Origin of the sequence: Halorhabdus sp. CBA1104 (assembly GCF_009690625.1) — an archaeon.
Taxonomy (GTDB): Archaea; Halobacteriota; Halobacteria; order Halobacteriales; family Haloarculaceae; genus Halorhabdus.
Window position 1 is genome coordinate 2,578,225 of the sequence record NZ_CP033878.1, and the last position, 24,242, is coordinate 2,602,466.

The 24,242-nt window shown below is 62.1% G+C and carries 20 protein-coding genes and 1 tRNA gene; 6 read left to right on the forward strand and 15 right to left on the reverse strand.

Annotation, left to right across the window (positions count from 1 at the left end):
* Window positions 1-134: 134 nt before the first annotated feature.
* The 4 genes from Hrd1104_RS12780 to Hrd1104_RS12795 form a co-directional block, all read right to left on the reverse strand.
* Complete coding sequence (locus Hrd1104_RS12780; protein ID WP_154553123.1) at window positions 135-1,424, reverse strand: amidohydrolase; 1,290 nt, start codon at window positions 1,422-1,424, stop codon at window positions 135-137.
* Window positions 1,425-1,542: 118 nt separating this feature from the next.
* Window positions 1,543-1,701 (reverse strand): ribbon-helix-helix protein, CopG family, encoded by a 159-nt coding sequence (locus Hrd1104_RS12785; RefSeq protein ID WP_154553124.1) that lies wholly within the window; start codon window positions 1,699-1,701, stop codon window positions 1,543-1,545.
* A 65-nt stretch (window positions 1,702-1,766) separates the two neighbouring features.
* Window positions 1,767-3,413 (reverse strand): ATP-binding protein, encoded by a 1,647-nt coding sequence (locus Hrd1104_RS12790; protein ID WP_154553125.1) that lies wholly within the window; start codon window positions 3,411-3,413, stop codon window positions 1,767-1,769.
* A 212-nt stretch (window positions 3,414-3,625) separates the two neighbouring features.
* Complete coding sequence (locus tag Hrd1104_RS12795) at window positions 3,626-4,660, reverse strand: radical SAM protein (protein WP_154553126.1); 1,035 nt, start codon at window positions 4,658-4,660, stop codon at window positions 3,626-3,628.
* Between the two features lie 154 nt (window positions 4,661-4,814).
* Here Hrd1104_RS12795 and Hrd1104_RS12800 point away from each other — a divergent pair, with 154 nt between their 5' ends.
* From Hrd1104_RS12800 to Hrd1104_RS12810, 3 genes are all read left to right on the forward strand, one after another.
* Window positions 4,815-6,503, forward strand: coding sequence for a VWA domain-containing protein (locus tag Hrd1104_RS12800; RefSeq protein ID WP_154553127.1), 1,689 nt, complete (start codon window positions 4,815-4,817; stop codon window positions 6,501-6,503).
* Window positions 6,504-6,562: 59 nt separating this feature from the next.
* On the forward strand, window positions 6,563-7,660 hold the full coding sequence (locus Hrd1104_RS12805) for a DUF373 family protein (protein ID WP_154553128.1): 1,098 nt from the start codon (window positions 6,563-6,565) through the stop codon (window positions 7,658-7,660).
* Window positions 7,661-7,706: 46 nt separating this feature from the next.
* Window positions 7,707-7,781, forward strand: a tRNA-Arg gene (locus Hrd1104_RS12810).
* 189 nt (window positions 7,782-7,970) lie between these two features.
* On the opposite strand, the gene Hrd1104_RS12815 is transcribed toward Hrd1104_RS12810, so the two are convergent.
* Complete coding sequence (locus Hrd1104_RS12815) at window positions 7,971-9,065, reverse strand: aminopeptidase (protein WP_154553256.1); 1,095 nt, start codon at window positions 9,063-9,065, stop codon at window positions 7,971-7,973.
* Between the two features lie 71 nt (window positions 9,066-9,136).
* Window positions 9,137-9,265: a hypothetical protein gene (locus Hrd1104_RS13505; protein ID WP_255473491.1), complete on the reverse strand. Its 129-nt coding sequence runs from the start codon at window positions 9,263-9,265 to the stop codon at window positions 9,137-9,139.
* A gap of 115 nt (window positions 9,266-9,380) precedes the next feature.
* Between Hrd1104_RS13505 and Hrd1104_RS12820 the strand changes: the two genes are divergently transcribed.
* Complete coding sequence (locus tag Hrd1104_RS12820) at window positions 9,381-10,190, forward strand: helix-turn-helix domain-containing protein (RefSeq protein ID WP_154553129.1); 810 nt, start codon at window positions 9,381-9,383, stop codon at window positions 10,188-10,190.
* Window positions 10,191-10,330: 140 nt separating this feature from the next.
* On the opposite strand, the gene Hrd1104_RS12825 is transcribed toward Hrd1104_RS12820, so the two are convergent.
* Window positions 10,331-10,843: a metallophosphoesterase gene (locus Hrd1104_RS12825; protein ID WP_154553130.1), complete on the reverse strand. Its 513-nt coding sequence runs from the start codon at window positions 10,841-10,843 to the stop codon at window positions 10,331-10,333.
* 75 nt (window positions 10,844-10,918) lie between these two features.
* Between Hrd1104_RS12825 and Hrd1104_RS12830 the strand changes: the two genes are divergently transcribed.
* Window positions 10,919-11,872, forward strand: a complete 954-nt coding sequence (locus tag Hrd1104_RS12830; protein ID WP_154553131.1) for a cation diffusion facilitator family transporter — start codon at window positions 10,919-10,921, stop codon at window positions 11,870-11,872.
* 23 nt (window positions 11,873-11,895) lie between these two features.
* Here Hrd1104_RS12830 and Hrd1104_RS12835 read toward each other — a convergent pair whose 3' ends face one another.
* Complete coding sequence (locus tag Hrd1104_RS12835; RefSeq protein WP_154553132.1) at window positions 11,896-13,083, reverse strand: hypothetical protein; 1,188 nt, start codon at window positions 13,081-13,083, stop codon at window positions 11,896-11,898.
* A 77-nt stretch (window positions 13,084-13,160) separates the two neighbouring features.
* On the opposite strand from Hrd1104_RS12835, the gene Hrd1104_RS12840 reads away from it, so the two are divergent.
* Window positions 13,161-15,344, forward strand: a complete 2,184-nt coding sequence (locus Hrd1104_RS12840) for an ATP-dependent DNA helicase (RefSeq protein ID WP_229770491.1) — start codon at window positions 13,161-13,163, stop codon at window positions 15,342-15,344.
* On the opposite strand, the gene Hrd1104_RS12845 is transcribed toward Hrd1104_RS12840, so the two are convergent.
* The 7 genes from Hrd1104_RS12845 to pheA form a co-directional block, all read right to left on the reverse strand.
* The gene (locus Hrd1104_RS12845; RefSeq protein ID WP_154553133.1) at window positions 15,317-15,868 is read right to left on the reverse strand and encodes an NUDIX hydrolase; all 552 of its coding nucleotides are present in this window, start codon (window positions 15,866-15,868) and stop codon (window positions 15,317-15,319) included. The two genes, Hrd1104_RS12840 and Hrd1104_RS12845, sit on opposite strands and share 28 nt — an antisense overlap.
* 94 nt (window positions 15,869-15,962) lie before the next feature.
* On the reverse strand, window positions 15,963-16,394 hold the full coding sequence (locus tag Hrd1104_RS12850; protein ID WP_154553134.1) for an Hsp20/alpha crystallin family protein: 432 nt from the start codon (window positions 16,392-16,394) through the stop codon (window positions 15,963-15,965).
* Window positions 16,395-16,606: 212 nt separating this feature from the next.
* Window positions 16,607-16,954, reverse strand: coding sequence for a TRAM domain-containing protein (locus Hrd1104_RS12855; protein WP_154553135.1), 348 nt, complete (start codon window positions 16,952-16,954; stop codon window positions 16,607-16,609).
* 276 nt (window positions 16,955-17,230) lie between these two features.
* A complete protein-coding gene (locus tag Hrd1104_RS12860; RefSeq protein ID WP_154553136.1) occupies window positions 17,231-18,154 on the reverse strand; it encodes a hypothetical protein in 924 nt (307 codons plus the stop codon).
* Window positions 18,155-18,236: 82 nt separating this feature from the next.
* Window positions 18,237-18,665: a hypothetical protein gene (locus Hrd1104_RS12865; RefSeq protein ID WP_154553137.1), complete on the reverse strand. Its 429-nt coding sequence runs from the start codon at window positions 18,663-18,665 to the stop codon at window positions 18,237-18,239.
* A 2-nt stretch (window positions 18,666-18,667) separates the two neighbouring features.
* Window positions 18,668-23,227, reverse strand: coding sequence for a VWA domain-containing protein (locus Hrd1104_RS12870; RefSeq protein ID WP_154553138.1), 4,560 nt, complete (start codon window positions 23,225-23,227; stop codon window positions 18,668-18,670).
* A 188-nt stretch (window positions 23,228-23,415) separates the two neighbouring features.
* Entirely contained in the window at window positions 23,416-24,222 is an 807-nt protein-coding gene (pheA, locus tag Hrd1104_RS12875) for a prephenate dehydratase (RefSeq protein ID WP_154553139.1), read from the reverse strand.
* Window positions 24,223-24,242 lie beyond the last annotated feature (20 nt).

The following is a 24,242-nucleotide window of genomic DNA, read 5'->3' on the forward strand; positions in this document are numbered from 1 at the left end:
CCGAATGCCGTTCAGATCGTTCGACCTGTGTACAGAAGAATTCAAACCAGCTGAGAACGTCCAAAAGAGTTTAGTATAGTTTTTACAGGATTATTTCTTTATCTTGTCGTAGATACAAATATGGCCGTCCGGCCTCACGTGGCCCGCTCGACCAACTTCTCGGCCCGGTCTGTGGCTTCTCGGCGTACTGCCTCCTCGTCGAAGACCGTGACCTCGCGGTCGCGCATGAGGACCTGGCCGTCGGCAACGGTGTGACGAACGTCGCTGCCCCGCACGGCGTAGGCGAGGTGGCTGAGGAGGTCGTGGGCAGGCGTCAGGTGGGGTGCGTCGAGGTCGATGACGGCGAGATCGGCGTTCGCGCCGGCTTCGAGGCGGCCCGAGTCGAATCCGAGCAACTCGGCCCCGTTTGCGGTCGCCATCTCGACGACGCTCGCGGCATCGACGGCACTGGCGTCATCGGCGGCTAGTTTCCCGAGCATGGCCGCATCGCGCATCTCGTCGAACATGTCCAGATCGTTGTTCGAGGCCGCGCCGTCGGTGCCGAGGCCGACGGTGACGCCAGCGTCGAGCATGTCCTGGACGGGGGCCATGCCGCTGGCGAGTTTCATGTTCGAGGCCGGACAGTGGGCCACGCCGGTATCTGTCTCGACCAGCAACTCGATCTCGCTGTCGTCGACGTGGACGCCGTGGGCGACGTAGGTGTCCCTCGCGAGCAATCCGATGTCTTGGGCGTAGGCCAGCGGCCGCATCCCGTGTGCCTCGACGATCGGGCCAACTTCGTCGGGCGTCTCGTTGGCGTGGAGGTGTGTCGCCAGGCCCGCCTCGTTGACAGCCGGGACGAACTCCCGGAGAGAGGCTTCGTCGACGGTCGTCAGCGAGTGGGGCTGGAAGGTCGTCCGAATCCGCCCTTCGGCCGCGCCGTCGAACTCCTGGGCGACTTCGAGACTCCGCTCGACGTCGGCTCGGGCTGCCTCGTCGTCCTTGCCGACAGTGACGGCCGTGTAGCCGAGTCGCGCACGGACGCCGGCCTGTTCGACGGCCGCGGCGATCTCTTCGATGTCGAAGTACATGTCCGACAGCGCCGTGGTCCCGGATTTGATCATCTCGATCAGTCCGAGTTCCGCGCCGACGCGAACGTCTGCTTCGGTCAGTTCGGCCTCGACCGGCCAGATGTCTTCTCGCAACCAGGCGTCTAAGGGCTTGTCGTCGGCCACCCCTCGGAGCAACGTCATCGCGACGTGGGTGTGGGCGTTGACGAGCCCGGGGATGACTAGCCCGCCCGCGGCGTCGAGTTCGTCGTCGGCGGGCCCGACGTCACCGATCGCGTCGATCCGACCGGTCGATTGATCGAGGAGTACATCAGCGCGTTCGATCGTCATGTCCGGGCGGAGTATCTGCCCGCCCGTGACGAGGAGGTCGCTCATTATGGGGCCTTACCGCGGGTGCGATAAGACTGTGACGACTAGCCGCCAACGGGCTGTCGCTGCGACTCGGTGGTTCTTAGCGAGGCGTGATCGAAACGGACGACGGATGCGTTCTCGCTCACTCCTCGCGCTGTTTGAGCCACTGGTCGAGACACTCCCGGATCGCAGCTTCGCGGTTGTCTCGATGGTCCTGGAATGCCTTCTCTTCGATAGCCTCGATCGTCTCCTCGTCGAACTCGACGGTCACTTCCGCCATGTCCGCGAAGATGTCTTCCATTACCGTCAACCGGGGGACGGCACCGACTAATAGGTTCGTCAGCTACTCGTCTGACGGCCCCGTTTTCAGGTCTGGATCTCGAAGCGCGTTCCCGTCTGGCTGTCCGCTAGCGCGACCGTCCAGCCGTGGGCATCGACGATCTGCTCGACGATCGCTAGCCCGAAGCCCGTCCCGTCCTCGGCGGTCGTGTAGCCCGATTCGAAGATCGCGTCGTGATCTTCGGGTGCAATGCCGCTCCCGTCGTCGGCGAGGAAGAACCCGTCCGACGCTTCGAGTGGGCCGACGGTGACTGTCACGTCCTCTCCGCCGTGTTCGACTGCATTGCGGACGAGGTTCTCTAGCAGCTGCTGTAGGCGGTCGGGATCAGCCTCGACAGTGGTGCCCTCGCTCACGTGGAGGTCGGCTTGCCGGGTGTCGACCATCTCCCAGGCCTGGCGGGCGATCCGTCCTACATCGACGGGTTCTCTCTCATCGACCGGTTGACCCTGCCTGGCGATCGCCAACACGTCTTCGATGAGTGTTTCCATCCGATCGAGGGCCTCGGCGACTGATTCGAGGTGGTCGTCGTCGCGGTCTTCCCGGGCGAGTTCGAGCCGGCCCTGGGCGACGTTGAGCGGATTGCGCAGGTCGTGTGAGAGCATGCTGGCGAACTCTTCGAGACGATCGTTTTGGCGTTCGAGCTCTTTGCGATAGCGCTCTCGGTGGGTCACGTCGCTGAACACGATTCCTCGCCCAAGCGTCGTTCGACCGGCCGAGAACGGATGCTCGGTGACACGGTAGTACCGCGTCTCACTGTCGTTTTGCAGTTCGATGATCGGTGATTCGACAGCCAGTAGATCAGCGATCCCGGGAACGATCTCCTCGAACGGCACCTCGCCGCCACTGGCTTCTGTTTCAGTCAACGCCGGCAAGAGCCGTGCTGCCGCGCGATTGAAGTCTTGGACGCGATCGCGCTCGTCGAGGACCACAACCGGGTCGTCACCTTCGCCGGCCAGTCGAATCGTCTCGAACCGGGCGACGTAGACGAACATGAGCCCGACCGCGAAGATAGCGACGCCGAGCGGTTCGTAGGTGATATCGAGCAACGCCGGCGAAATCAAGCCGAGAATATCCAGTCCGATCGGCAGTCCCGTCAGCGCGACCAGGATGGCCAGTGGCGCTGCGTTGTGGCTGACCTGTCGGAAGCGCTCGAACAGCATGAAGTACCCGACCGACGCCAGCGCGTAGGCCCCGCCCATGACCGTCCAGTGGAGGATCCCGTTCGAAATTGCGATGTGTGGAAACGGCGCTGTGGTCGCCGTTGCGGAGAAGTACAACCCGTGCCAGTGATTCGTGAGTTTGATCGCGGCGATCGTCAGGAACATCGCGATCGCCACCTGGCGGATCCGCGGATTGTGGTGTAACGACCGCCCAGTGTAGGCCGAACAGAAGTACAACCAGGCCCCGACCGTTGCGATACCCATCAACAGGCCGACTTCGTGAAACGCCACGGCCGTCCAGTAGTCCGTCGTCGACAGATAGCCGACGTGTGACAGCGCCCAGACGGCACTCATCGCCAGGAGCGCCGACAATCCCTGTCGTGTTCCGGTGTGCTCGATTTTGCGAACCCGGAGCAGACTCACCAGACAGGCGACGGCCGCGAGACCGAACACGAGGACGTACCACACCTGAATGTCGATCGGCAGGACCGCCTGGGCTATCGATTCGTACATTCGGCTCTATCCACGTTCCACTGCGTCTCGAACTGTTAAGAAGCTATCCCGTTCACAACCCCGGGGTTCGTCACTTCGTTCGAACCTCGCTACTCACGCTTCCACCGCTCGCCTAGTCCGAGGCCTCGCTCTCGCTGATCGCTTGAGCCTCGCTGCTGGTCGCGGATCACTGTGTTCCCCGCTCGCAATCCCGAGGTCGCTACGCGCCCTCGCTACGCTCGCCCCGAGCTGACGACATCGCTCTCGGCGGCCATCTCGGATATCGGCGTCCGTTCGACGACCCGTCCGTCCACGGTCGGGTACTGCTCGACGACCTCTCCCTCATTGATCTCGCCTTCGTCGATCATCTCCTCTAAGAGCCACCAGGCGACCTCGACGTGCTCGGATTTGACGACGTAGTAGTCTTCGGGGACGCCCAACTCCTCGAAGCGGTCCGGATCGGCCCACGTCTTCCCGTAGACGAGCGTCCCGTCGTCGGTGATCTCATCGAAGGGCCGCCGGACGTTTTTGGCCATCCGTTTCAGGCGATTGCGGTGCTGGGCAGCGTCTTTGAACACCGACGTACAGAAGTAGACTTTCGGGTGTTTCGCCATCGAGTCAAGGACGTCGTGGCTGCCCTCGACCGCGCTCATGTGGTCCTCTTTGAGGTCGTAACCTTTCTCTTGCATCCGCCGGAAGTTGCCCTGGCTCATCTCGAACTCGTTGACGTTGACGAACTCGGCGGCCCCTTCCTCGACGAACGTGACGAACTCGTCTTCCGGCCGGATGCCCGGAATCTCGAAGGCCGGGGTGAGTCCCTCCTCACGGGCGATATAGAGGATGTCCTCCCACTCGGTGCCGTGGAGGTCTCCCCACATGTCCAGGGGCGGGTGGAATCGTATCTCGTCGAGTCCGGCCTCGGCGAGCCGGCGCATGTTCTCTCGACCGCCGGTGATCCCCGTATAGAGGTGGATGTGGTGGTCCTCGCCGAACTCCTCCTTCAGCAGGGAGATGTACCGGCAGGTACGGTCCATGACCTCTTGGGGTTCGCCGCCAGTCAGCGACGAACCCAGTGCATCCATGCGCTTTGCTTCCTCGATGAGATCTTGGTCTTTCTCGACTTTCCGCTCGTTCGCGTAGACGTCGGTGACGTTCTTGCGGTTCTCGCCGAGCGGACAGTAGAAACAATCCCGCTGGTCACAGTAGCCATAGACGAAGATGACCATTTTGCCGCCCTTGGCACACTGTTCGCAGCCTTCCGAAATCATTCGCGTACCGATAGAACGCCCGCAGCGGGTATAAGGCGTGCGACTTCCACAAGATCGACCGGTTGCGGCCTGGTCACACGGGGAACGGGCCGTCACTCAAATGCGCACTTGACCTTTCAGTTGCATTATCCACTTGGCTGTCGTATCGACGTCCATGGATCAGGAGCGACGACGATTTCTTCGACTGAGCGCGATCGGTGCTGGCGTGGCGCTTGCAGGCTGTGGCGGTCACCTCAACGGGGACGAGGAGACCGACGCGCCGATCGACGACTGGCAGTACGACCCACAACCGCTGACGGAGGGCGGCGCGAGCGGGAGCAGTTTCCAGACGAATGCCGCCGAGAGTGCCGATCTCGGCTTCGCGGCTGGTGGCGCGAAAAACGTCGCTGACTTCCGGCGAAACATCGAGGCAGGCTATCTTCCCATTCCCGAGAGTCTCCCCTACGAGGGCCTGTTTTACAACTACTACTTCGATACCGGCGACTCTGGCGAGTGCTCGTCGCTGTTCTGTCCGTCCTACGCAACCGCCATTACCGAGGACCCGATCGCCGGGACCACGGACCAGTATTTCACGGTCGGGTTGCAGTCGACGCTGGACACGGATTCCTTCGAGCGCAAACAGCTCAACGTCGTCATCGTCCTGGACATCTCGGGATCGATGGAGGCCGAATTCGACCAGTACTACTACGACCGCTTTGGTAACAAACACACCGTCGAGGATAGGGACACCCGCTCGAAGCTAGCCGTCGCCAAAGACGCCCTCCTCGCGCTGACCGAGCATCTTGAGCCGGACGATCGGCTGGGAATCGTTTTGTTCAACAACGAGGCCAGCGTCGCCAAACCGCTTCGGGACGTCGAGTCGACCGCCATGGACGCGATCCGGGGGCACATCCGCGCGGACATTCGGGCCGGCGGCGGGACGAATATCGCCGACGGGATGGGCGAGGCTGCGGCCATGCTCGGCGAGTACAGCGACGCCGACCCGACCGAAGTCGAGACCAGACAGATCGTCGTCACCGACGCGATGCCCAACCGCGGCCAGACTGGCGACCAGGCCCTGCAAGACCGTCTCGCCGGCTACGCTGCCGACGGTATCCACACGAGTTTCGTCGGCGTCGGGGTCGACTTCAACCCCGAACTCGTCGATAAAATCACGGCCGTCCGCGGCGCGAACTACCGGTCGGTCCACTCCGCGGACGCCTTCGAATCCTACCTCGGCGAGGAGTTCGAGTACATGATGACGCCACTGGTGTACGATCTCACGGTGGAACTGGACGCTCCCGGTGCCGTGATCGACACTGTCTATGGCTCGACGGCGGCCGAGGACGCGACCGCGGACCTTCTGGAAGTCACCACGCTGTTCCCGTCGCCGACCGAGGACGGCAACACGCGTGGCGGCGTCGTCCTCGTCAAACTCGCCGGTGAGGCTCGCGGTACGGACCTGACGCTGCGGGCCTCCTGGGAGGATCGCTCGGGATCGACCGACGCCACGACGACGGCAATCGAGTTCCCCGACGAGGCCCCGGAGTCCTTCGGAAACACCGGTATCCGGAAGGCTGTCTTCCTGGCCCGGTATGCCGACCTCCTGAAAAACTGGCTGATCCACGAACGCGACCCCGCTCGGATCGAAGTGACGGCCGACGGTGCTGTCGAGGCACCGCCCGCGGACCTGCCCCGTGGCGAGTGGGAACAGCAATCCCAGCCACTGTCCGTCTCGGACCCGTACGTCTCCCGGCTCGAACGGTTCCGCGAGTACGCCAGGAGCGAAATCGATACCATCGGTGACAAGCGACTCGATCGGGAACTGGAGACGATCGAGACAATTCTCGCCGCTGGCGAGTGACCGGGACGGCCCTCCCGCGCCCGGAAAAGTGTTATGCGTCCGTCGCGTACCGCCGATCGATGCTGCTGGTCCTCTGTGTGGACCTCGACGACGACGTCGGGCGCAAGACGGCCGTCGAAACACCCGTCGTTGGCCGAGACGCCGTCGAGGACGCGGCGGTCGCGTTGGCGACGGTCGACCCCGAGGACAGCGACTCGAACGTCCTCTTCGAGGGCGTCCACCTCTACGACGAACTGACTGCCGAGGGCAGCGAGACAGTCGAGGTCGCTGCGGTGACCGGCCGGGAGGGGGCCGACGTCGAGGCCAATCGGGCGATCGGCGCGGAGATCGATACTGTCCTCGCGCGACTCACCACCGGCGAAGACGTTCGCGCGATCGTCGTCACGGACGGTGCCCAAGACGAGAGTGTTCTGCCCGCGATTCGATCACGGATGGACATCGACGGGGTTCGTCGCGTGGTCGTCCGCCAGGCCGAGGACTTAGAATCGATGTACTACACGATCAAGCAGGTGCTCAACGATCCCGAGACGCGGGGCACGATCCTCGTTCCACTCGGCATCCTCCTGTTGATCTATCCGCTGGCAGCGCTGGCGAATACGCTGGGGATGCCGGGCGACGCCTTCGGCGTCGGCTCCGGCTTGCTCGGCCTGTATCTCCTCTCGCGTGGCTTGGGGTTAGGCGAGGCGATCGACGGTGCCGTCGAGCGCGCTCGATCGAGTCTCTATGCCGGTCGCGTGACACTGGTGACCTACGTTGTCGCACTGGCGCTGTTGGGTATCGGCGGCGCCAGCGGCCTGGAGATGCTGGATTCGGTCCGCCAGCAATCCACCGTGCTCGGCGTCGGCGAGACGATCGCGGCCGTCGTCGCCGGCTCGATCCACTGGCTGGCTGCCGCGGGGATTACCTCCAGTCTCGGCCAGGTTACCGACGAATACCTCGCCGGTGCGTTCCGTTGGCGGTACCTGAACGCCCCCTTCTACATCCTCGCCATCGCCGGGATCGGTAACGCCGTCAGTTTCTACGTCCTCGGCGAGGTGACGCTGTCGTATCTGGCGATGATGCTGACCGCCGGGACGCTGCTGGGACTCTTTAGTACGCTTGCCTTTGCCGTCGCCGAATCTCGTCTCGGCGAGACCGAGGGGCGACCGAGTGTCTGACCCGAACCCGGGCGCTTTTTGTTTCTGCTCGCCACAGCACTGACGGGGGCACGTAGCTCAGTCCGGATAGAGCGTCGGACTTCTAATCCGACGGTCGTGGGTTCGAATCCCACCGTGCCCGTCCACCTTTTTAGGTCGTCGCCTTTCCTCGGCCGCCGGTGGCGGCCTGCGGGAAGGCTCCTCGCAAAAACGTGGGCGAAAAACGACCCGAGCGGTCGCTTCGCTCCCGCTCGGTGAACCGGCTCGCGTCGCTCGCCGGACGCCTTCACCAGACAGTGAGAAACAGACTATCCAGTGGCCGGTGGACGACTTATTCTTCGAACCCGTCTTCGAACCGGAAGGTCCCGTCTCGCTGGATAATCTCGCCGTCGACCTCGATGAACGAATCCTCGCTCATGTCGACGATCATGTCGACGTGGACCGCCGAATCGTTGTGTTCGTTGCCCTCGCCGACACACTCGTCGTAGGCTCGTCCGACCGCCAGGTGGACGGTATCGCCCATCTTCTCGTCGAACAGCATGTTGTAGCTGAACTCGTCGATGTCGCGGTTCATCCCGATGCCGAGTTCGCCAACGCGGCGGGCACCGTCGTCGGTCTCTAAGACTTCCGTCAGGATCTCTTCGTTCTTCTCGGCGCTGTGCTCGACGACTTCGCCGCCCTCGAAGACGAGGTGGACGCCCGTGACTTCCCGCCCCTGGTGGTAGAGTGGCTTATCGAAGAACACCTCGCCGTCGAGGCTATCGGGGACGGGCGCGGTGAAGACTTCGCCACCGGGCAGGTTCTTCTCGCCGTAGTCGTTGAGCGTCCCGTTGCCCGCGATGGACATCGTGAGATCGGTCCGATCGCCGGAGACGATCCGGACTTTTTCGGCGGGATCGAGGATTTCGGTCAACTGGGACTGGTGGTCACGGACGTCGTCCCAGTCTTTGAGGATGGCGTCCCAGACGAAGTTCTCGTAGCCTTCGGTGCTCATCTCGGCGAGTTGGGCGTTTGCCGGCGCGGGATACTGGGTGAGACACCAGCGCTTGCCGAGGCGTTCGTTCAGCAGCGGCCGCTGGGCCTTGTCGTATTCGCTGCGGACGGACGGGTCGACGTCGCTCTCTTGGGTCACGTTGTCGCTGGCCCGAATGGCGATGTAGGCGTCCATCTCCTCGTACAGCGCCATGACGTGACTTGGCGTCTCGAAGTCGCCGTCGTGATTCCGGAGGAAGGCCCGCCGGAACCGGGAGCCAGTTCGTTCCGAAACCACCAGCGGATGGGCACCGACGGCAGCGATTTCCTCGTGGAGCGCGGTCACCAGATCCTCGGCGACCGGGTGGGCGTCGATGACCACGTTGTCGCCGGCCTTGAGGTCGATCGAGTGGTTACAGATGACTTGTGCCTGTTCGCGGATGCGCGGATCCATGACGCCACTGTCTTCTCGACCGTCGGGCAAACCAGTTTCGTCCCGACGTGGGTCTCTGTCCGTCGCGGGCGTCAGCTGCCGCCTTTCCCGTCGCGGACGCCTTCCTTGAACCCGGTCGCGATTCGCCGGAGAAACAGGTAGACGAAGAGGACGAACCCCAGCATGACTACGACCATGCCCACCAGCACCGGATCGACCATGGGCGCGGGTTACACGGGGGCGATGATAGGTGTTTCGTCGGCGTGGTGGTTGGATGTGACTGCTCGGCGCCGTCCCCGGAACCTTTTCCTGGCCCCTCTCAGAACACGAACGCGTATGTCTCTGCTGCCCTCGGAGCCGGACACGTCCCCAACCGAGGAGTCCGATCCGCGCGTCATCGGGGTCGACAGCGACGCCGCCGACGATCTCATCGCGGCACTCTCCTCGGAGACGGCGCGTGCGATCCTCGCTTCCCTCCACGACGACCCCGCCCCGCCCTCGAAACTGGCCGAGGAAGTCGAGACGTCACTCCAGAACGTCCAGTATCACCTCGAGAACCTCGCCGACGCCGGTGCCGTCGAGGTGATCGATACAGTCTACTCCGAGAAGGGGCGCGAGATGGACGTCTACGCGCCGGCCGATCGGCCGCTGGTCATCTTCGCCGGCGAGGAATCGAGAACCCCCTCGCTCAGACAGGTGCTCTCCCGATTGCTCGGCGGCGTCGGTGCGTTGGGACTTGCCAGTCTCGTCGTCCAGTCGCTGCTCGGTGACCGGGTGCCCAGATCCGGTGGCTCCCAACCCGTTGGCGACGGCGGCGTGAATGGGACGGCGACCGCGACTGCATACGCCGATGGCGGTCACACGGTAGAGACGACCCCGATCGCCAACTCGGAGGCGGCGTCTCCGATGCCGACCGAACAAGCCATGGAGACGACGACTCCCTCCGAGACCGCAATCGAGACAGCGACCCAGACAGCTACCGACTCGCCTACGCCTGCCGAGACGGCGACGCCGACCGAGACGATAACCGAGACGGTGACGACTGTCGCCGACCCCGGTGGCGGACTCCCGCCGGGGGTGCTCTTTTTTGCCGGCGGGCTGGCGGCGCTCGTGATCGTCACTGCCCTCTGGTATCTCTGGCGGTGACGGCTCCCGCGAGGCAGGTCTGGGCGTCGTTCCCGTTTACGGTGGCTCAAACGATTGTTTGAACGTCCGGAGGGTCTTTTGTCGCTGGTCTCTTTTCTTCGATGCGCTGACTTGCTTTGGCCCTCCCGACCACGTTCCCCTCATTCCATATCGACACAGCGGCGGGAGACTGACTCGCCCTCCACGTTTCGAACGTCGACCGCTATCCTCCCGTCTCTGCCCTGCAACTGCGCGTACGTCGGGGGACCACCGCGTGGATCGGCGTGGCTCCCCGGATTGACCACCGGCAGGCCCCCGATCTCCTCGATTCCTGGCCGGTGGGTGTGGCCGACGATCGCGAGGTCGGCCTCTCGCTCTCGCCCGAGAAGCGGTAGCGTCGTCGAGTCGTGCTCGTGGCCGTGGGTAACCAGCAGCGTCCAGCCCTCCCAGTCGACGGTCCTCACCCTCGGCAACCGATCACACAGTGCCGGCGTGTCGCTGTTTCCCTGGACGGCCAGCAGCTCCTCGGCCCGTCGGTCGAAGGCATCGTGGACTGCCGGCGTCGTGAAATCGCCCGCGTGGACGACGTACTCGGCGTCTTCGAGTGTTTGGTCCGCCGATTCGGACAGCTGGGGACTGTCGGTCTCGTGGGTGTCCGCGAAGACGGCGATCATAGCGGGTGATCGGGTGCAGTCCTCAAAACCGCCCCGACCCCGACCTACTTGTGACTGCCCGGCCCAGCGTTGGGCATGGCTGGTAGTCGCTCGGTCGTCATCGCCGCATTGATCGCAAACGGCGCGATCGCGATCCTGAAGTTCGGAGCGTTTCTGTTGACCGGCAGCGCTGCGATGCTCTCAGAGACGTATCACTCGATCTCAGACACCGGCAACCAGGTCTTCCTGTTGATCGGCATTCGCTATGGTGCTCGCGAGGCCGACCGTCGCCATCCGTTCGGCTACGGGAAGGCCCAGTTCTTCTACTCGTTTCTGGTGTCGGTGTTCCTGTTTGGCATTGCCGGCTGGGAGAGCGTCAAACACGGCTACGCGAAACTAACCGAGGGGGGCCACGCAGTCGAGGCCCAAGCCCCGGAACTGTTCGGCTACGTCATCGAGCCAGTCTACGTCAATTACGCGGTCCTGCTGGGTGCGATCGCTTTCGAGACCTACGCGTTCGTCAAAGCCTACCGGGTCATGCGCGACCAGATCGACGAACACGGCTGGTCGGGCTTTCGTGAGGCCTTCCGGAAGACCAGTGACGTGACGACGCTGACGGCCTTGACCGAGGACACCATCGCCCTGAGTGGGGCCGGGATCGCGCTGCTCGGCATCTTCCTGTCACGACAGACCGGGATCGCGGCCTTCGACGCGGCCGCCGCACTGCTGATCGGCCTCATGCTGATGGGCTTTGCCGTCGCGCTGGCCTGGGAGAACAAACGCCTGTTGCTCGGGGAGAGTCTCCCGAAAGAAGACGAACGCGAGCTTCGCGAGATCGTCGCCGACGGCGAGGGTGTCAGCGAAATCATCGACTTCCGGACGGTGCTGTTCGGGACCGATCGGGTGCTCGTCGCGGCGGACGTGGCGTTCGATCCCGCCTTCGACACCGACGAGATGGACGACCGGATCACCGCCATCGAGGACGCACTTGTCGCCGCCGACGAGTCGGTCAAGAAGGTCTACGTCGAACCCGAGACTCGTTCCGAGTGAGGAGGTCTCTCTTTCAAGCGATCCTAGTTTCTTCGGAACAGTTCTAGGTACGTCGGCACGTGCAACGTGGTGATCGGTGTTTTGACGCCGGGAGCAGCTATCTGCGGTTGTAGCGTCTGTTCCGGGCCGCCTCCTTCCGTGAAGGTCACCGGGGGACCCTCCGTCGCAGTGACCGTGTTGTTCTGTTCGTCAACGGTGGTATTCAACGGAAGATATGTTTGCAGCGTCCAGTTGAAGACGAACAATGAGAGATTCCCTTCGTCGGCTCCGTTCGGGAGTTCGGATTCGTTGTATTGCATCGTGACCGTCGCGTTCTCAATGGGGCCGTCGACGTTCGGATCGACGATCGGCGTCACCCTCCAGTCCGGGACGTCTTCGTTGTGGAGGAACGGTTCTTCGTTTCGTTCGAGGGTGATGCCATCCAAGCTGTCGACCGTTGTTGTCACGGTCAACCGGGTATCGAGACCCGTGTGGTTGACGACGACCGTGCCGATGTCATCTCTCTCACTGACATGTTGGCCCTGTAAGTCTGCTGTCCAGGCAGGCGGCCTGACAGACTGCCCGGCCGCATCGAGTGAAAACCCGGACTGTATCTCTATTTCTCCGTCGTGTACCGTCCCTACGAAAGCGGTATACATGAGACCTCGATCGTCCGTGACGATTCGCACATAGGGCTGGCTATCGGTCTCCGTCGAGGAGTTCACGTCTGTCTTCAGTACGTACCGCGTGTGACCGTCCCGTTCGATCACCTCGGTTACTGTGAGTGCCAGACCGACGTGTTCCAGTACAGATGCGCCTGTTGGCGTATTTTTCGTTCTCGGTCTGACCGTTCGTCGGACTACAGCGGCTTGTTCCTGATACCCATACTCTCTGTCCGCAGTCACGACGTGTGTCCGACTGACGTCGATCTCTTCGATCGGGAGGCCACTGCTGTCACCCGGAACTCTGATTCGAGTGTTTCTGACGTGTTCAATCGTGTAGCGTATATCCGCCATCGCTTCGGTATGGCCCTCTCGCAACCGCGCTGGGGAGACCCGCTCACCGATCTCGAATCGACTGTTCTCGGCACTCTCTTGCGGTGTTACGGCGGATTGCGTTCCCGTCTCGGTGGGTGTCGTTTCTGTGGCCGTTGTCGTCGTCGTCTGGATTCCGGAGCAACCGGCGAGTGCGATACAGACGATCAAAAGGACAAATATACCGGCCCGACGCATGTAAATACAAATATACAGCTACGTTATATATCTATGGATGGCGAGCACTTTTATCCGATAGAATCGAACGGCGAGACGTGGTGATCCCGGACGACGATCCAGACTCCCCATACGAGCGGTTTTTCCCCTACGACGAGCCATACGACCACCAGCGCGAGGCCATCGAGGGAATCGCCGAAGCACTCGAAGATGCATCGGACGTACTGCTCGAAGGGGCCACGGGGACGGGCAAGACGCTGGCGGCGCTGACGCCCGCACTGGAACACGCTCGCCGAACCGACAAGACGGTCGTCATCACGACCAACGTCCACCAGCAGATGCGCCAGTTCACCGCGGAGGCCCGGGCGATCAACCACCAGGAGTCCATCCGGGCGATCGTCTTCCGCGGGAAGGCTTCGATGTGTCACATCGACGTGGGCTACGAGGAGTGTCAGGCGTTGCGGGATACGACTCACGATCTCGTCGACGCCGAGAGCGAACGGGCCGACCTCGAACGCCGTCAGCGCGACCTCTTAGAAGAGAGCCAGGCAGGCGACGGCGACGCGGCCGAGGCTCGCTCGGCAATCATGGACGAACTCGAGAGCGTCGGCGAAGAACTCCAAACCCTGCGCGAAGAGCAATCGACCTGTGAACACTACTACCACAATCTCACGAGCGATACTGACGACTTCTACGCGTGGCTGTACGACGACGTTCGGACGCCGGACGAGGTTTACGAGTACGCCGAGCGGCAGGGCTTTTGCGGATACGAACTCCTGAAAGACGGCATCGAGGGCGTCGATCTGGTGATCTGCAACTACCACCACCTGCTGGACCCGTTCGTTCGCGAGCAGTTCTTCCGCTGGCTGGGCCGGGACCCGAGTGACGTGATCGCAGTCTTCGACGAGGCTCACAACGTCGCTGACGCCGCCCGCGATCACGCCCGCCGGACGCTGGCCGAACCCACGCTCGAACGCGCTCTCGACGAACTCGACGGAAGTGACGATCCACGGGCCGATGCCGCGCGGAACGTCCTGACGACGATCCACACGGCCCTCCAGGAAACCTACGAAGACGCCCTGGCATTCGGCCAACGGGAGACGATCGAGGACGACTGGGAGGACCTCGCGATCGACAACGACGACCGCCGGGACGATCTCACCCTGTCGCTCCTCCAGCACTACACGGGCCAGGGGGTCAGCGACGACTTAGCGAGTGCACTCAAACTCGGGCAGGCCCTCGACCAGCAGTACGAAGACGCCTTCAAGGACGGCGAGACGAGCGTCCGCAAGGAGTGTCCGACCCTCCAGGCGGCGACGTTCTTCGAGGCCTGGCTGGCCGAGAGCGACGAGTCGGGGCTCTATCCGGTGGTGAGCGTCCGCCGAGACGACGATAACGGCGATCTGTACGGCCGGGCGGAACTGTACACGGCCATCCCTCAGCGCGTCACCAGCGGGCTGTTCGAGGATCTCTACGCGACCGTGTTGATGAGTGCAACCCTCCGTCCGTTCGACGTGACCGAGGACGTGTTGGGACTCGAGGACCCGGTGACGATGGCCTACGGCCCACAGTTCCCCGCGGAGCGCCGACGCACCTACGCGGTCGACGTCCCCGCGCTGTTTGCCAGCCGGCGTGACGAACCCGAACTCCAGGATACTGTCGCGGGTGTCATCGAGGACGCCGCCCGGATGACACCGGGCAACACCCTCGCTTTTTTCCCGAGTTACGCCGAGGCCGAGCGGTATCACGACCGTGTGAATATCGAGGGGACCCGCTACCTCGACGAACCCGGCACCCGCGCCCAGGAGTTACGGGAGACGTTCACCGCTGACGACGACGGTGTGCTGTTCACCTCGCTGTGGGGGACGCTGGCTGAGGGCGTCAGTTTCGACGGCGACGACGCCCGGACGGTCCTGGTCGTCGGCGTGCCTTATCCCTATCTCGACGAGCGCATGGACGCCGTCCAGGCGGCCTACGAGACGGCCTTCGACGGCGAGGATGCCGGGTGGCGCTACGCCGTCGAGATTCCCACCGTTCGCAAGACGCGTCAGGCGATGGGGCGGGTGATCCGCTCGCCCGAGGACTTCGGGGCGCGGGTACTGATCGACCGGCGATACACCGAAGACGCGGAGATCCAGATGCCCGAGTACGCCGTCCGTGGCACGTTTCCACCGGCCGAACGGAGCGAGATGATCGACGTCGACCCCGGCAAGCTCAAGTTCGGATTGCTGAACTTCTATGCCGACGTCGAGGCTTACGACGGCGATCCGCCCGCCCCTTGATCGTCCACGACGGCGTCGATCGCGTCCTCGAAGACAGCCCGGTAATCTGGCTCCAAGGCAGCCGGACCCAGCTCCTCGCGCTCGAAATACCGGACTGCAGCGGCATCTGACCCTGCCGTTGGCGTCCCGTCGACGGCGGTGGCCGGGGTCATGTAAATCACGACCAGCGTGTAGCCGCCGTGGGCACCCGGGCGGAGTCGCGTCGAAACCAGCGAGGCGTCCTCGGGGGCGACTGAGAGTGTGGTTTCTTCCCGCAATTCCCGGACGGCCGCTTTTCGAGCCGGTTCGTCCCATTCCAGGTAGCCTGCGGGAAGGCTCCACCGGCCTGCTGCCGGGGCGCTGCTACGTTTGACCAACAGGACCGAGGGTGGGTCCTCGCGGACGACGAGGACGCCAGCCGCGGGGTCGGGGTTCCGGTAGACCACCCACTCACAGTCTGGACAGAAGCGCCGCAATCGCCCTTCTCGCTGTCGCTTTTCGAGCATCGTCCCGCAGTGGGGACAATAGGCCGGAGCCGCTGTCATTGGTCAACTTTCGAGCGGGCCACTCAAGAACTTCCCTGTCGTCTCTCGGCCGACGGTCCCTCGTGACTCGCCTTTCCCGACCCGGCGGTCGCGATCAGTTGACGGGGATGGTTCGTCCACCGCCGTCGTCGGGTTGTTCCTTGGGCAGGGTCACCGTCAGGACACCGTGTTGATAGCTGGCGTCGGTTTCGTCTTCGGCGATCCGCTCCGGTAGCGACACCGACCGGCTGACCGACTGCTGGCGACGCTCCCGGCGGACGAACACGTTCTCCTCGCTCGTGACGTCCGATTCGGTCTCTGCGCTGATCCGGAGCGTGGTCGCGTCGGGGAGGGTCACGTCGATGTCGTCGCTGTCATAGCCCGGTAGGTCCGCCGTGACGACGAACTGCTCGCCCTCGTCGCGGACGTTGACCGGGATACCCCCGAGCGAGCCCCCGACGTCCATCGGGTCGAAGGACTCGAACTGGCGGCCCATCTGTTCGAACAGCCGCTCGATTTCGTCGAATGGGTTGGGTTTGGATGGCATGGGTTCTCCACATCGATGTACGTCGGCCAACGACTTAACTATCACTTTGGCTGTCATGGGGGCCGCTGTCGATCCTGTGGTTGTTGGTTGCTGGAGACTCCGATGCCGTTCGCGGCGCTGTCTCTGGGCTACTCGACGCGTTCGAAAACTCGCTACGAAGGCCCCGTCGCAGCGGCAGTTGTCCGTCCTTCTGCGATTCTGTCCGCCGGCCTTCAGCGTGTGTCGACGAACGTCGCGTCGGCCGAGGTCCGTCCCTCGTTGAACGAGAGGACTTTCCCGCGGATGACGTCGCCCTCGCTGACGTCCCTCGGGACATCCTCGGTAAACAGCACGAACCCCTCGACTTTCCCGACGGCGATCAGCTCGCCGGAGTGGTGCTCGGTGAACTCGACGACGCCGAACTCATAGACGTCGCCGACCTCGACCGGCGGCTCCCGGCCCTGGGCGGCCTCGTGTGCCTGCTGTGACGCTGCCTGCTCCGACGACCGTCCGAGCCACAGGATCGCCACGATAACGAGGACGAGGACTACCCCGCCGGCGACGAACCAGAGTTCATCCATATCTCGCCCCAGATCGCGCTGCCCAAAGACGGTGGCGGTCGGTGGTTGGGTAATCATGTAGTCTGTTTTCGGTTATCGCGCACCGGGGCCGTTTTCCATCTACCCCGTGAATCTCAACCTGCTCGTCGACGGGTTCGCCTCCGCGAATACCACTCGGTGCGCCATTCCCGTCGTCATCACGCAAACGCTCTCGGGAGAGGAGCACATTGTCCGAATACCCGACACCGTGGACGCCAATCCAGCCATCCCAGTAGCCGTCATCGTCCGTGTCTGGATTCAGTGGCTCCGTCGGTTCTTCGAGTATATTTGCATCTGTGACCTTAACTTCGTGAACGAAACCAAGCCGCCGGTATTGCCTGTGGTAGCTTTCCGAATTCCGTTCAGCTCCTGACCGTCAGTCAAACCATCGTCGTCAGTATCGGGATCCCACGGCCGGGCCCCTTCTGACAGTTCCTCAGTATTCGACAGCCAGGTATCCGTCCGCTGGGTCCCATCCAAGGCCGTGAATGTTAGCCGATCGAACACTTCGCGGTTCCGGGAGGCATACTCGCCAACAGAATCGTCCGTGACGAAATCGAAGTCACTTGTTGCGTCGTTCAAACCGTGTTTCCCGACTGGAACGTCGTTACTCGCGAGTTCCGCCGGAACACCGATATCTTCCGCAGTGAAATAGAACCGATACGCCGCGTGATCGCCTTCGATCGTCTCGATCATGTCGGCCTGCTCCCGCGTTATCCCGTATGTTACGGGCTCCTCAGGATCCGTGTGCGTGTACTCCTTCTCTACGTAGTCCGTCAGCCCACCGTCGTCTGAATCGACTTCCAACGGATCAGACGAGACCCACAGGACACCGTCGCCATCCGCCTCGACGCTGCCGTTCCATCGATAGGCGACCGCTTCGCCGTCAATCGTTCGGTTGATCGTCTCAATCTTCCAGCCGTTGGTTGCCGCACTCGTCTTCAAACCCGGTTTCGTGTCGTCGTCAATTCCGCCAGCCTGCTCACGATGGCCCATGTTCCCAGTGCAGACCTCGTCGGAGGCGATATCTGTCCCAAATCTCGAACTATCGTTATTCCTACCGGCACCGAGCAAGTGGCCAGTCTCGTGGACGATTGTCTTCTGTAAGTGAGTATCAGTCGGCGTGCTCGAATCCGTGTGATCGTCAGTGAGGACGAGTGTCCCGAATCCATTCCCGCTCACATGACTCGCCAGGTATTCGTTCACAAACGAAGGCCTGAACCCTTTTCGTCCGGCGGAGTCCCTTCTGAATGAGTGAAACATCCTATGAACCATCACACCGTGGCCCATCCTGGTAGAACGACTGATTTGCCCCTCCCTCAATCATTTTTAACCCTTGGAATGCACCTTCTCCATCGGTTTCGATCTCGCCGTAGCCGAGTACGATTCTCTCTGGCTGCTGAGACACTGTGAGCGTGAAATTCGTCGGCGGACGGTCGTCGGTGAATGTACCAATAGTGGCGCGGTCCATCCACTCTCCGGACTGATCCAGAGCACAAACAGTGACGTTTTCAATCCGAAGCTGATCGGTGTATAAGCCTCCCAGACTCACTGACCCATTAATTTGTATTCCCTCTGCAGTCTCCCTTTGGTCATCCACATCGGCACTGATTGTCCATTCAAGATCTCCACTACAGCCTCCAAGAACGCCAATAACCAACAAGAGAGTAATCATCAAGCCTTGTCGGTTCATAATCAACCACCTATAGAGTCGATATTCTCAAACTCAATTGTCATTAGTTCTTCGACACTGAAAGCAATATATCGCTCATTCATCGGATGGTTTCCAATATACTCGTTCCAACCACCACTCATGACGCTCCATTGCGTCCTAGCATCTCCTTCAAGTTCTACATTTTCCTCTGTATCGTCACCTGGTTTTCCACTATACACTTCATTGGGAATGTTGAATGGGCGATCTCCGTCGTCAGCGCGTCCGGCACCGAGCAAGTGTCCAGTCTCGTGGACGATTGTCTTCTGGAGATGGGTATCAGTCGGCGTGCTCGATCCCGTGTGATCGTCAGTGAGGACGAGTGTCCCGAATCCGAATCCTTCGATCTGTCCCCACGCCCAGTCAGAACCATCCGTCGAGGCGATTCCCTGGCGACCACTGAAATCCTTAATCTTCGGTAGCGGATTTTCGCCACCTTCCGTCGTGACGAACATGTAGGCTCGCGACTGGTTATCGTGGTACTCACGCTCGATCCACTGTGCGTCTGTGAGTGAAATCGGCGGTGTATAGTCGTTCTCTTCCTCGACACAATTTGTGGCGCCATACAGCCCATAACAGCGAAGGGTCGACTCCGTGAGATCATCGTCATCGATGTCAGTCTGGTCGACGTGGAAGTCGACATCCATCCCGTATAATGCGTAGTTCTGTTCTGCATCGTCGAGAACGTCGAGTGCCGTCGAATCAGCATCGACGTATCGATCTACTTCGACATCGAGGGATGGATCCGGCGTGCTCGCGGGGTCAGTAGGATCCGCCGTTTGGCTCGGATCGTAGTCTCGCCAGTGCAACTCCCCGATGTGGACGTTCGAGTGGTACTTCGGGCCGTTCGCGATGAGACGTGCCCCCGGATCGTCTGACTCGACCTCGTGAATCCCGACCTGTTCGTCGACGCGTTCGTCACCTTCGATGCCGTTGCCCGACTGTAAGTGCTCTCGATACAGAATTACGTTCTCCGAATACCCGACACCGTGGACGCCGATCCAGCCGTCCCAGTAGCCGTCGCCGTCTGTGTCATTCTTCGCGGGATCTAGATCGAGCGTCCGGTCATGTTTAACCTCATGTTGTACACTATATCCTGACCTAACGGGTGGCGTGTCAGCGGGCACGTGCGTTAGCCAGTTGTGTTCTTGGCCGTCAGTCAACCCATCGTCGTCGCTGTCGGGATCCCACGGATCGAGATCGTGTTTCACTTCGACAGCATTTGGCATTGCGACGTCTGTCCGGGTCGTCCCGTCGAGGGCCGTGAACGTCAGTTTTTCCCAGGCTTCGGTCACCGAATACGTACCGTCCCCGGCCTGCGGTGCCAATCCGTCGGTGACGAAGTCGTAATCCGCCGTTGCGTCGGTGAGTGGGCTGTCCGGTCGCTGCAGATTGAGTAAGGAGTACGAGGCTTCGTAGAAATGTCTCGTCTGAGTATTGTAGTTCCTGTAGTCGGGCCGATCCACCACGGGCTGATCACCATTCTTGATATCGGTGACCAGCCCGCGTGGCTCGCCCGCGATCGTATACGTGAGTCGCTGTTCCGGGTCAGTATGCGTGTACTCTTTCTCCTCGGAATCGTTCAGTCCGTCGCCGTCCGTGTCTTTCACCATGGGATCGGACGACACCCAGATGATCCCAGTGGGATCTTGCTCGACGCTGCCGGCCCAGCGGTAAGCTCGCCCGCTTTTGTTGATCGTCTGAATTTTCCAAGAGCTGTTCTCTTGGAGATCAGTGAGCCCATCATCGTCGGAATCGTTCAACGCTGGATTGCTCTGTAACTCGTAGTACTGGGCGACCTGAGTCCGTGATTGCTCGTTCACCGCAAACGAGAACGTCTCCTCACGATACGTTCCAACCTCCTCGCCATCAGTGAGACCGTCGTCGTCCGAATGCTGGGCGTCCGGATTGGTTTCGACGTGTGTGCTCCCGTAGCCCGTATGTCCGATCGGAATCCCGTTCGTTTCGAGGCTATCCGGCAGGCCGTCACCGTCTGAATCTTGTGGCTCGACTTCCTCGGCGACCCGCGAGAACACGTTCGGTAACTCCGAGGCGTCCGAGACGTAGTTGTAGGTGCCTCCAGTGATTTCGGCGATCTCCGAGAGTTTAGACCCGTCGGCCCCACCAAACCCGATCGTGTGGATGGTGATGCCCTGGTCGGCCGCCGTCTGTGCCTGGGCAAGCCCGCCAGATCCCTGGCCGTCGGTCAGCAAGATCGCGACCTTCGCCCGCGAGTCGTTGCTGGCTGTCGCGAAGTGCTGATTGGCTCTCCCAACGCCCGAACCGATGTTCGTTCCTCCCTGGGCGTCCAACTGCTCGATCGTGACGTTGACCGCCCCGAAGTCCGTCGTGAGTTGCTGGGCGACGTGGGCGTCGCCGTCGAAGTCCACGACGCCCGCCCGGTCACCCTCGACGAGCGCACCGACGAACTCTTTGGCTGCCTGTTTGCGGAACTCCTGGGGATCGTTCCAGTCCATCGATCCCGAGGAGTCGATGATGAACTGCACGTCCACCGGCTGGATACTCCCATTGTCGCCGGACTTGCTCCGGTTCGCAGGTCGTTTGGCGGAAATATCACTTGCCCAGTTCGAAATCGAGAACACCGCGAACGTCGAGAAGTGTTCTGTCTCGGCCGTGACGGTGTTGTTCGCCGCGTCGATCGTCGAGTTCAGCGGCACGTACAACTGCTTCTCGCGGTCGTAGGTGACCACCATCAGGTCCGATTCGTTACTCGCTGCCGGCAGCGAATCGTCGTACTCGATCGTAACGTTCGCTGACTCGAAATCCGCTGCCGATTCGATCTCGACGATCTCGGAGACGCTCATGTTCGCGACGCGGTCGCCCTGGGCGAAGCGTTCGGTTTGCTCTGCGACAGTCACCCCACCGGCAACGTTGCCCTGCCCGGTCAGTTCGACCTCAGCGCCGACGCTCTCGTTCCGGGCAGTCGTCGTGTAGGTCTCGTTGCCATCCAGCACGCCATCGTCGTCAGTGTCGGGGTCCAGCGGATCAGTGTTGAAGGGGTCGGTCGGCTCGACGCCGTCGTCCAGACCGTCGTCGTCGGTGTCGGCCTGCCACGGATTCGTGCCGTTGGCCAACTCCTGGGGATCGGTCAGTCCATCGCGGTCAATGTCGGCGTATTGTGGTGACGTCTCGGCCTCGTACTCCTCGACGTTGGTCAGCCCGTCGTCGTCGGGGTCTGCCTCGCCATCGGGCGTCCCGTCGCCGTCAGTGTCAGCCTCAAGCGGGTCCGTCCCCGTGACGTACTGTTCGAACCCGTCCGGCAGGCCGTCGCCGTCTGTGTCCGACTCTAGGGGATCCGTGCTCAGCTCTCGCTCGCGCAGCGTCGTCAGTCCGTCCTCATCGAAGTCCTCGTAAGCGTCGATCGTCCCGTTGTCTGCCTCGTTGGCCTCGGTAAGCGTCGAATCACTGTCCGGATCGAGCGGGTCCGTCCCCGTGACGTTCTCCTCGTAGGTGTCGGGCAAGCCATCGCCGTCCAGCCGGAGCACGACCGCACTGGTCCGAGTTTCCTGACCGGTTTGATCGTCAGAATTGCCTGACTGCTTGTCCTTGTCTTTCTGTTTGTTCTTCTTTTTCTGCTTGTCCTTGCCCTTCTGTTTCTGTTTGCCGTTGTCGCGTTGTGACGTCGTGTCGCGACCCTCGACGACCGTCACATCGATCGTATTGACACGGTCGGTTAGATTGATCGTCGTCGCGAAAGAGGCGTTGGCATACCCTCCCCGAAGGCGGATCGGGACTGTCCGGTCGTCGTTGATCGTCGCCGTCAGGTTCACCTCGTCGAGGCCAGTCGGGTCCACGACGCGACCCACGAGCGTGTATTGGGTCGTCGTCGATCCGTTGCGGATCGGGTCCGCCCGCCGGGTCAGCGTTACCTGGGGGCTGGTCTCTCGATCGAGTTGCTTGAGGGCCACGAGCGCCTGGTTGGTGGCGATGCCGTACGTCCGGACGGCCCGTGCAGTTTTGCGAATGCGTTTCTCGCCCGTCCGATCCGCCGCTCGCTCACGCAGACGCTGGGCTCGGTCGAGTTGTCGGCGCGCGTTGTCGATGTGTGCCTCGGCACTGTTCTCACTGCCTGGACCGAGGTCGCCCTCGGCCGCCTCGAGGGCGTTCTCGGCATCTTCGATCACCTGCCGTGCGGAGGTGTTGTCCGCGCTGGTGATGGTGCGGACGATGCGATTGACGCGCTGACTTTCGTTTGATCCAGCGAAGGCGGCCAGCGCTCGTACGGCGTTGGCGTCGGCGATGAACACCTGCTGGTCGTCGACGCGAACGGGCCCGACGTAGTGGGCGAACGACTCGTTGACTCGCTCGACCGCCCGGTCTTTGGCCGAGACTTGCCGGCCGCTGTCGGCCGAGAGATTCTCGATCGCTTGCACCGCCTTGTATTTCGCGACGACTGGCGGCCCGTCGAACGTCTCGGATTGGGCCGGCGACTCACTGGCGGCTGCACCCGACGATGACGCCGGCGTCGTGTCTGTCGCCATCGCCCCGAGCGGGAGTCCCGCCGTCACGAGCATAATTGTCATTACGACTGTTCCGATTCGCGTCCACGCCCCACCTGACATATGTGGCAAGTTTCACAACAACCGGAAATATACTCCGATTTTCAACTCGGTCTGATAGAATGTATTGTGCTATCAATTGCCGTGCTTACTCGAATAGAACCACGGCAAAACCACGAACACTACCCCGGCGACCAGCCGCTCAAACCCTTCTACTCCACGACGTGCTGGGTATCGTACGAGCCGAGTCGTCGCACCCACCCCTCGCTGGCCAGTTCCTCGATGTCCTCCAGTGCGTCCTGTAGCCGGTGTTCGTACAGCCCGGCTTCGACGTCGATGTGGAACAGATAGTCGCCCAGTCGCTCGCCGCTGGGCCGGGATTCCAACCGCGAGAGGTTGACGTCCCGCTCGGCGAAGGGCTCCAGCAGTTCCAACAGAAGACCGGGATAGTCGACGTTGGGGTAGACGATCAGGGAGGTCTTGCCGCCCTCGGTCGAGCGCTCCTTGGGGCCGGCGATGACGAAAAACCGGGTCGCATTCGAGGATCGATCCTGGATGTCTTCGGCCAGTACCGACAGGTCTTCCTCGGCGTTGTCGGGGTGGCCGATGGCCGCGATCGTCGGGTCTTCCCGGGCGTGTGCGACGCCGCGGGCGGTGCTGGCGACCGCTTCTAACTCGGCTCCCGGGTAGGTATCGGCCAGATAGCCACGACATTGGGCCAGCGCCTGGGCGTGGCTGGCGACCGTCTCGAAGGCCTCGTCCTGGGCGAGTAGTGCGTGGCGGATCGGCGTGATGACCTCGCCGACGACTGCCACCTCCGAGTCGGTCAGGCTGTCGAGCGATTCGGTGACGCTGCCCTCGATGCTGTTCTCGATGGGAATGACGCCACGGTCGTACTCCCCGCTCGAAACGGTCTCGACGATTGTCGCGACCGATTCGGTGAACTCGACTGACTCCGAGACTGCCGAGGCAGCTCGGTGGGAGTAGGTGCCTGCTGGCCCCAGCGTGAGCGTTCGCATGGGAGTGGCTTCGACGCTCC

What these genes read in the sequence shown, in the direction of transcription:
- Hrd1104_RS12780 (WP_154553123.1), bottom strand. Translation starts at nt 1,424, where the DNA reads ATGAGCGACCTCCTCGTCACGGGCGGGCAGATACTCCGCCCGGACATG.
- Hrd1104_RS12785 (WP_154553124.1), bottom strand. Translation starts at nt 1,701, where the DNA reads ATGGAAGACATCTTCGCGGACATGGCGGAAGTGACCGTCGAGTTCGAC.
- Hrd1104_RS12790 (WP_154553125.1), bottom strand. Translation starts at nt 3,413, where the DNA reads ATGTACGAATCGATAGCCCAGGCGGTCCTGCCGATCGACATTCAGGTG.
- Hrd1104_RS12795 (WP_154553126.1), bottom strand. Translation starts at nt 4,660, where the DNA reads ATGATTTCGGAAGGCTGCGAACAGTGTGCCAAGGGCGGCAAAATGGTC.
- Hrd1104_RS12800 (WP_154553127.1), top strand. Translation starts at nt 4,815, where the DNA reads ATGGATCAGGAGCGACGACGATTTCTTCGACTGAGCGCGATCGGTGCT.
- Hrd1104_RS12805 (WP_154553128.1), top strand. Translation starts at nt 6,563, where the DNA reads ATGCTGCTGGTCCTCTGTGTGGACCTCGACGACGACGTCGGGCGCAAG.
- Hrd1104_RS12815 (WP_154553256.1), bottom strand. Translation starts at nt 9,065, where the DNA reads ATGGATCCGCGCATCCGCGAACAGGCACAAGTCATCTGTAACCACTCG.
- Hrd1104_RS13505 (WP_255473491.1), bottom strand. Translation starts at nt 9,265, where the DNA reads ATGGTCGATCCGGTGCTGGTGGGCATGGTCGTAGTCATGCTGGGGTTC.
- Hrd1104_RS12820 (WP_154553129.1), top strand. Translation starts at nt 9,381, where the DNA reads ATGTCTCTGCTGCCCTCGGAGCCGGACACGTCCCCAACCGAGGAGTCC.
- Hrd1104_RS12825 (WP_154553130.1), bottom strand. Translation starts at nt 10,843, where the DNA reads ATGATCGCCGTCTTCGCGGACACCCACGAGACCGACAGTCCCCAGCTG.
- Hrd1104_RS12830 (WP_154553131.1), top strand. Translation starts at nt 10,919, where the DNA reads ATGGCTGGTAGTCGCTCGGTCGTCATCGCCGCATTGATCGCAAACGGC.
- Hrd1104_RS12835 (WP_154553132.1), bottom strand. Translation starts at nt 13,083, where the DNA reads ATGCGTCGGGCCGGTATATTTGTCCTTTTGATCGTCTGTATCGCACTC.
- Hrd1104_RS12845 (WP_154553133.1), bottom strand. Translation starts at nt 15,868, where the DNA reads ATGACAGCGGCTCCGGCCTATTGTCCCCACTGCGGGACGATGCTCGAA.
- Hrd1104_RS12850 (WP_154553134.1), bottom strand. Translation starts at nt 16,394, where the DNA reads ATGCCATCCAAACCCAACCCATTCGACGAAATCGAGCGGCTGTTCGAA.
- Hrd1104_RS12855 (WP_154553135.1), bottom strand. Translation starts at nt 16,954, where the DNA reads ATGGATGAACTCTGGTTCGTCGCCGGCGGGGTAGTCCTCGTCCTCGTT.
- Hrd1104_RS12865 (WP_154553137.1), bottom strand. Translation starts at nt 18,665, where the DNA reads ATGAACCGACAAGGCTTGATGATTACTCTCTTGTTGGTTATTGGCGTT.
- Hrd1104_RS12870 (WP_154553138.1), bottom strand. Translation starts at nt 23,227, where the DNA reads ATGACAATTATGCTCGTGACGGCGGGACTCCCGCTCGGGGCGATGGCG.
- pheA (WP_154553139.1), bottom strand. Translation starts at nt 24,222, where the DNA reads ATGCGAACGCTCACGCTGGGGCCAGCAGGCACCTACTCCCACCGAGCT.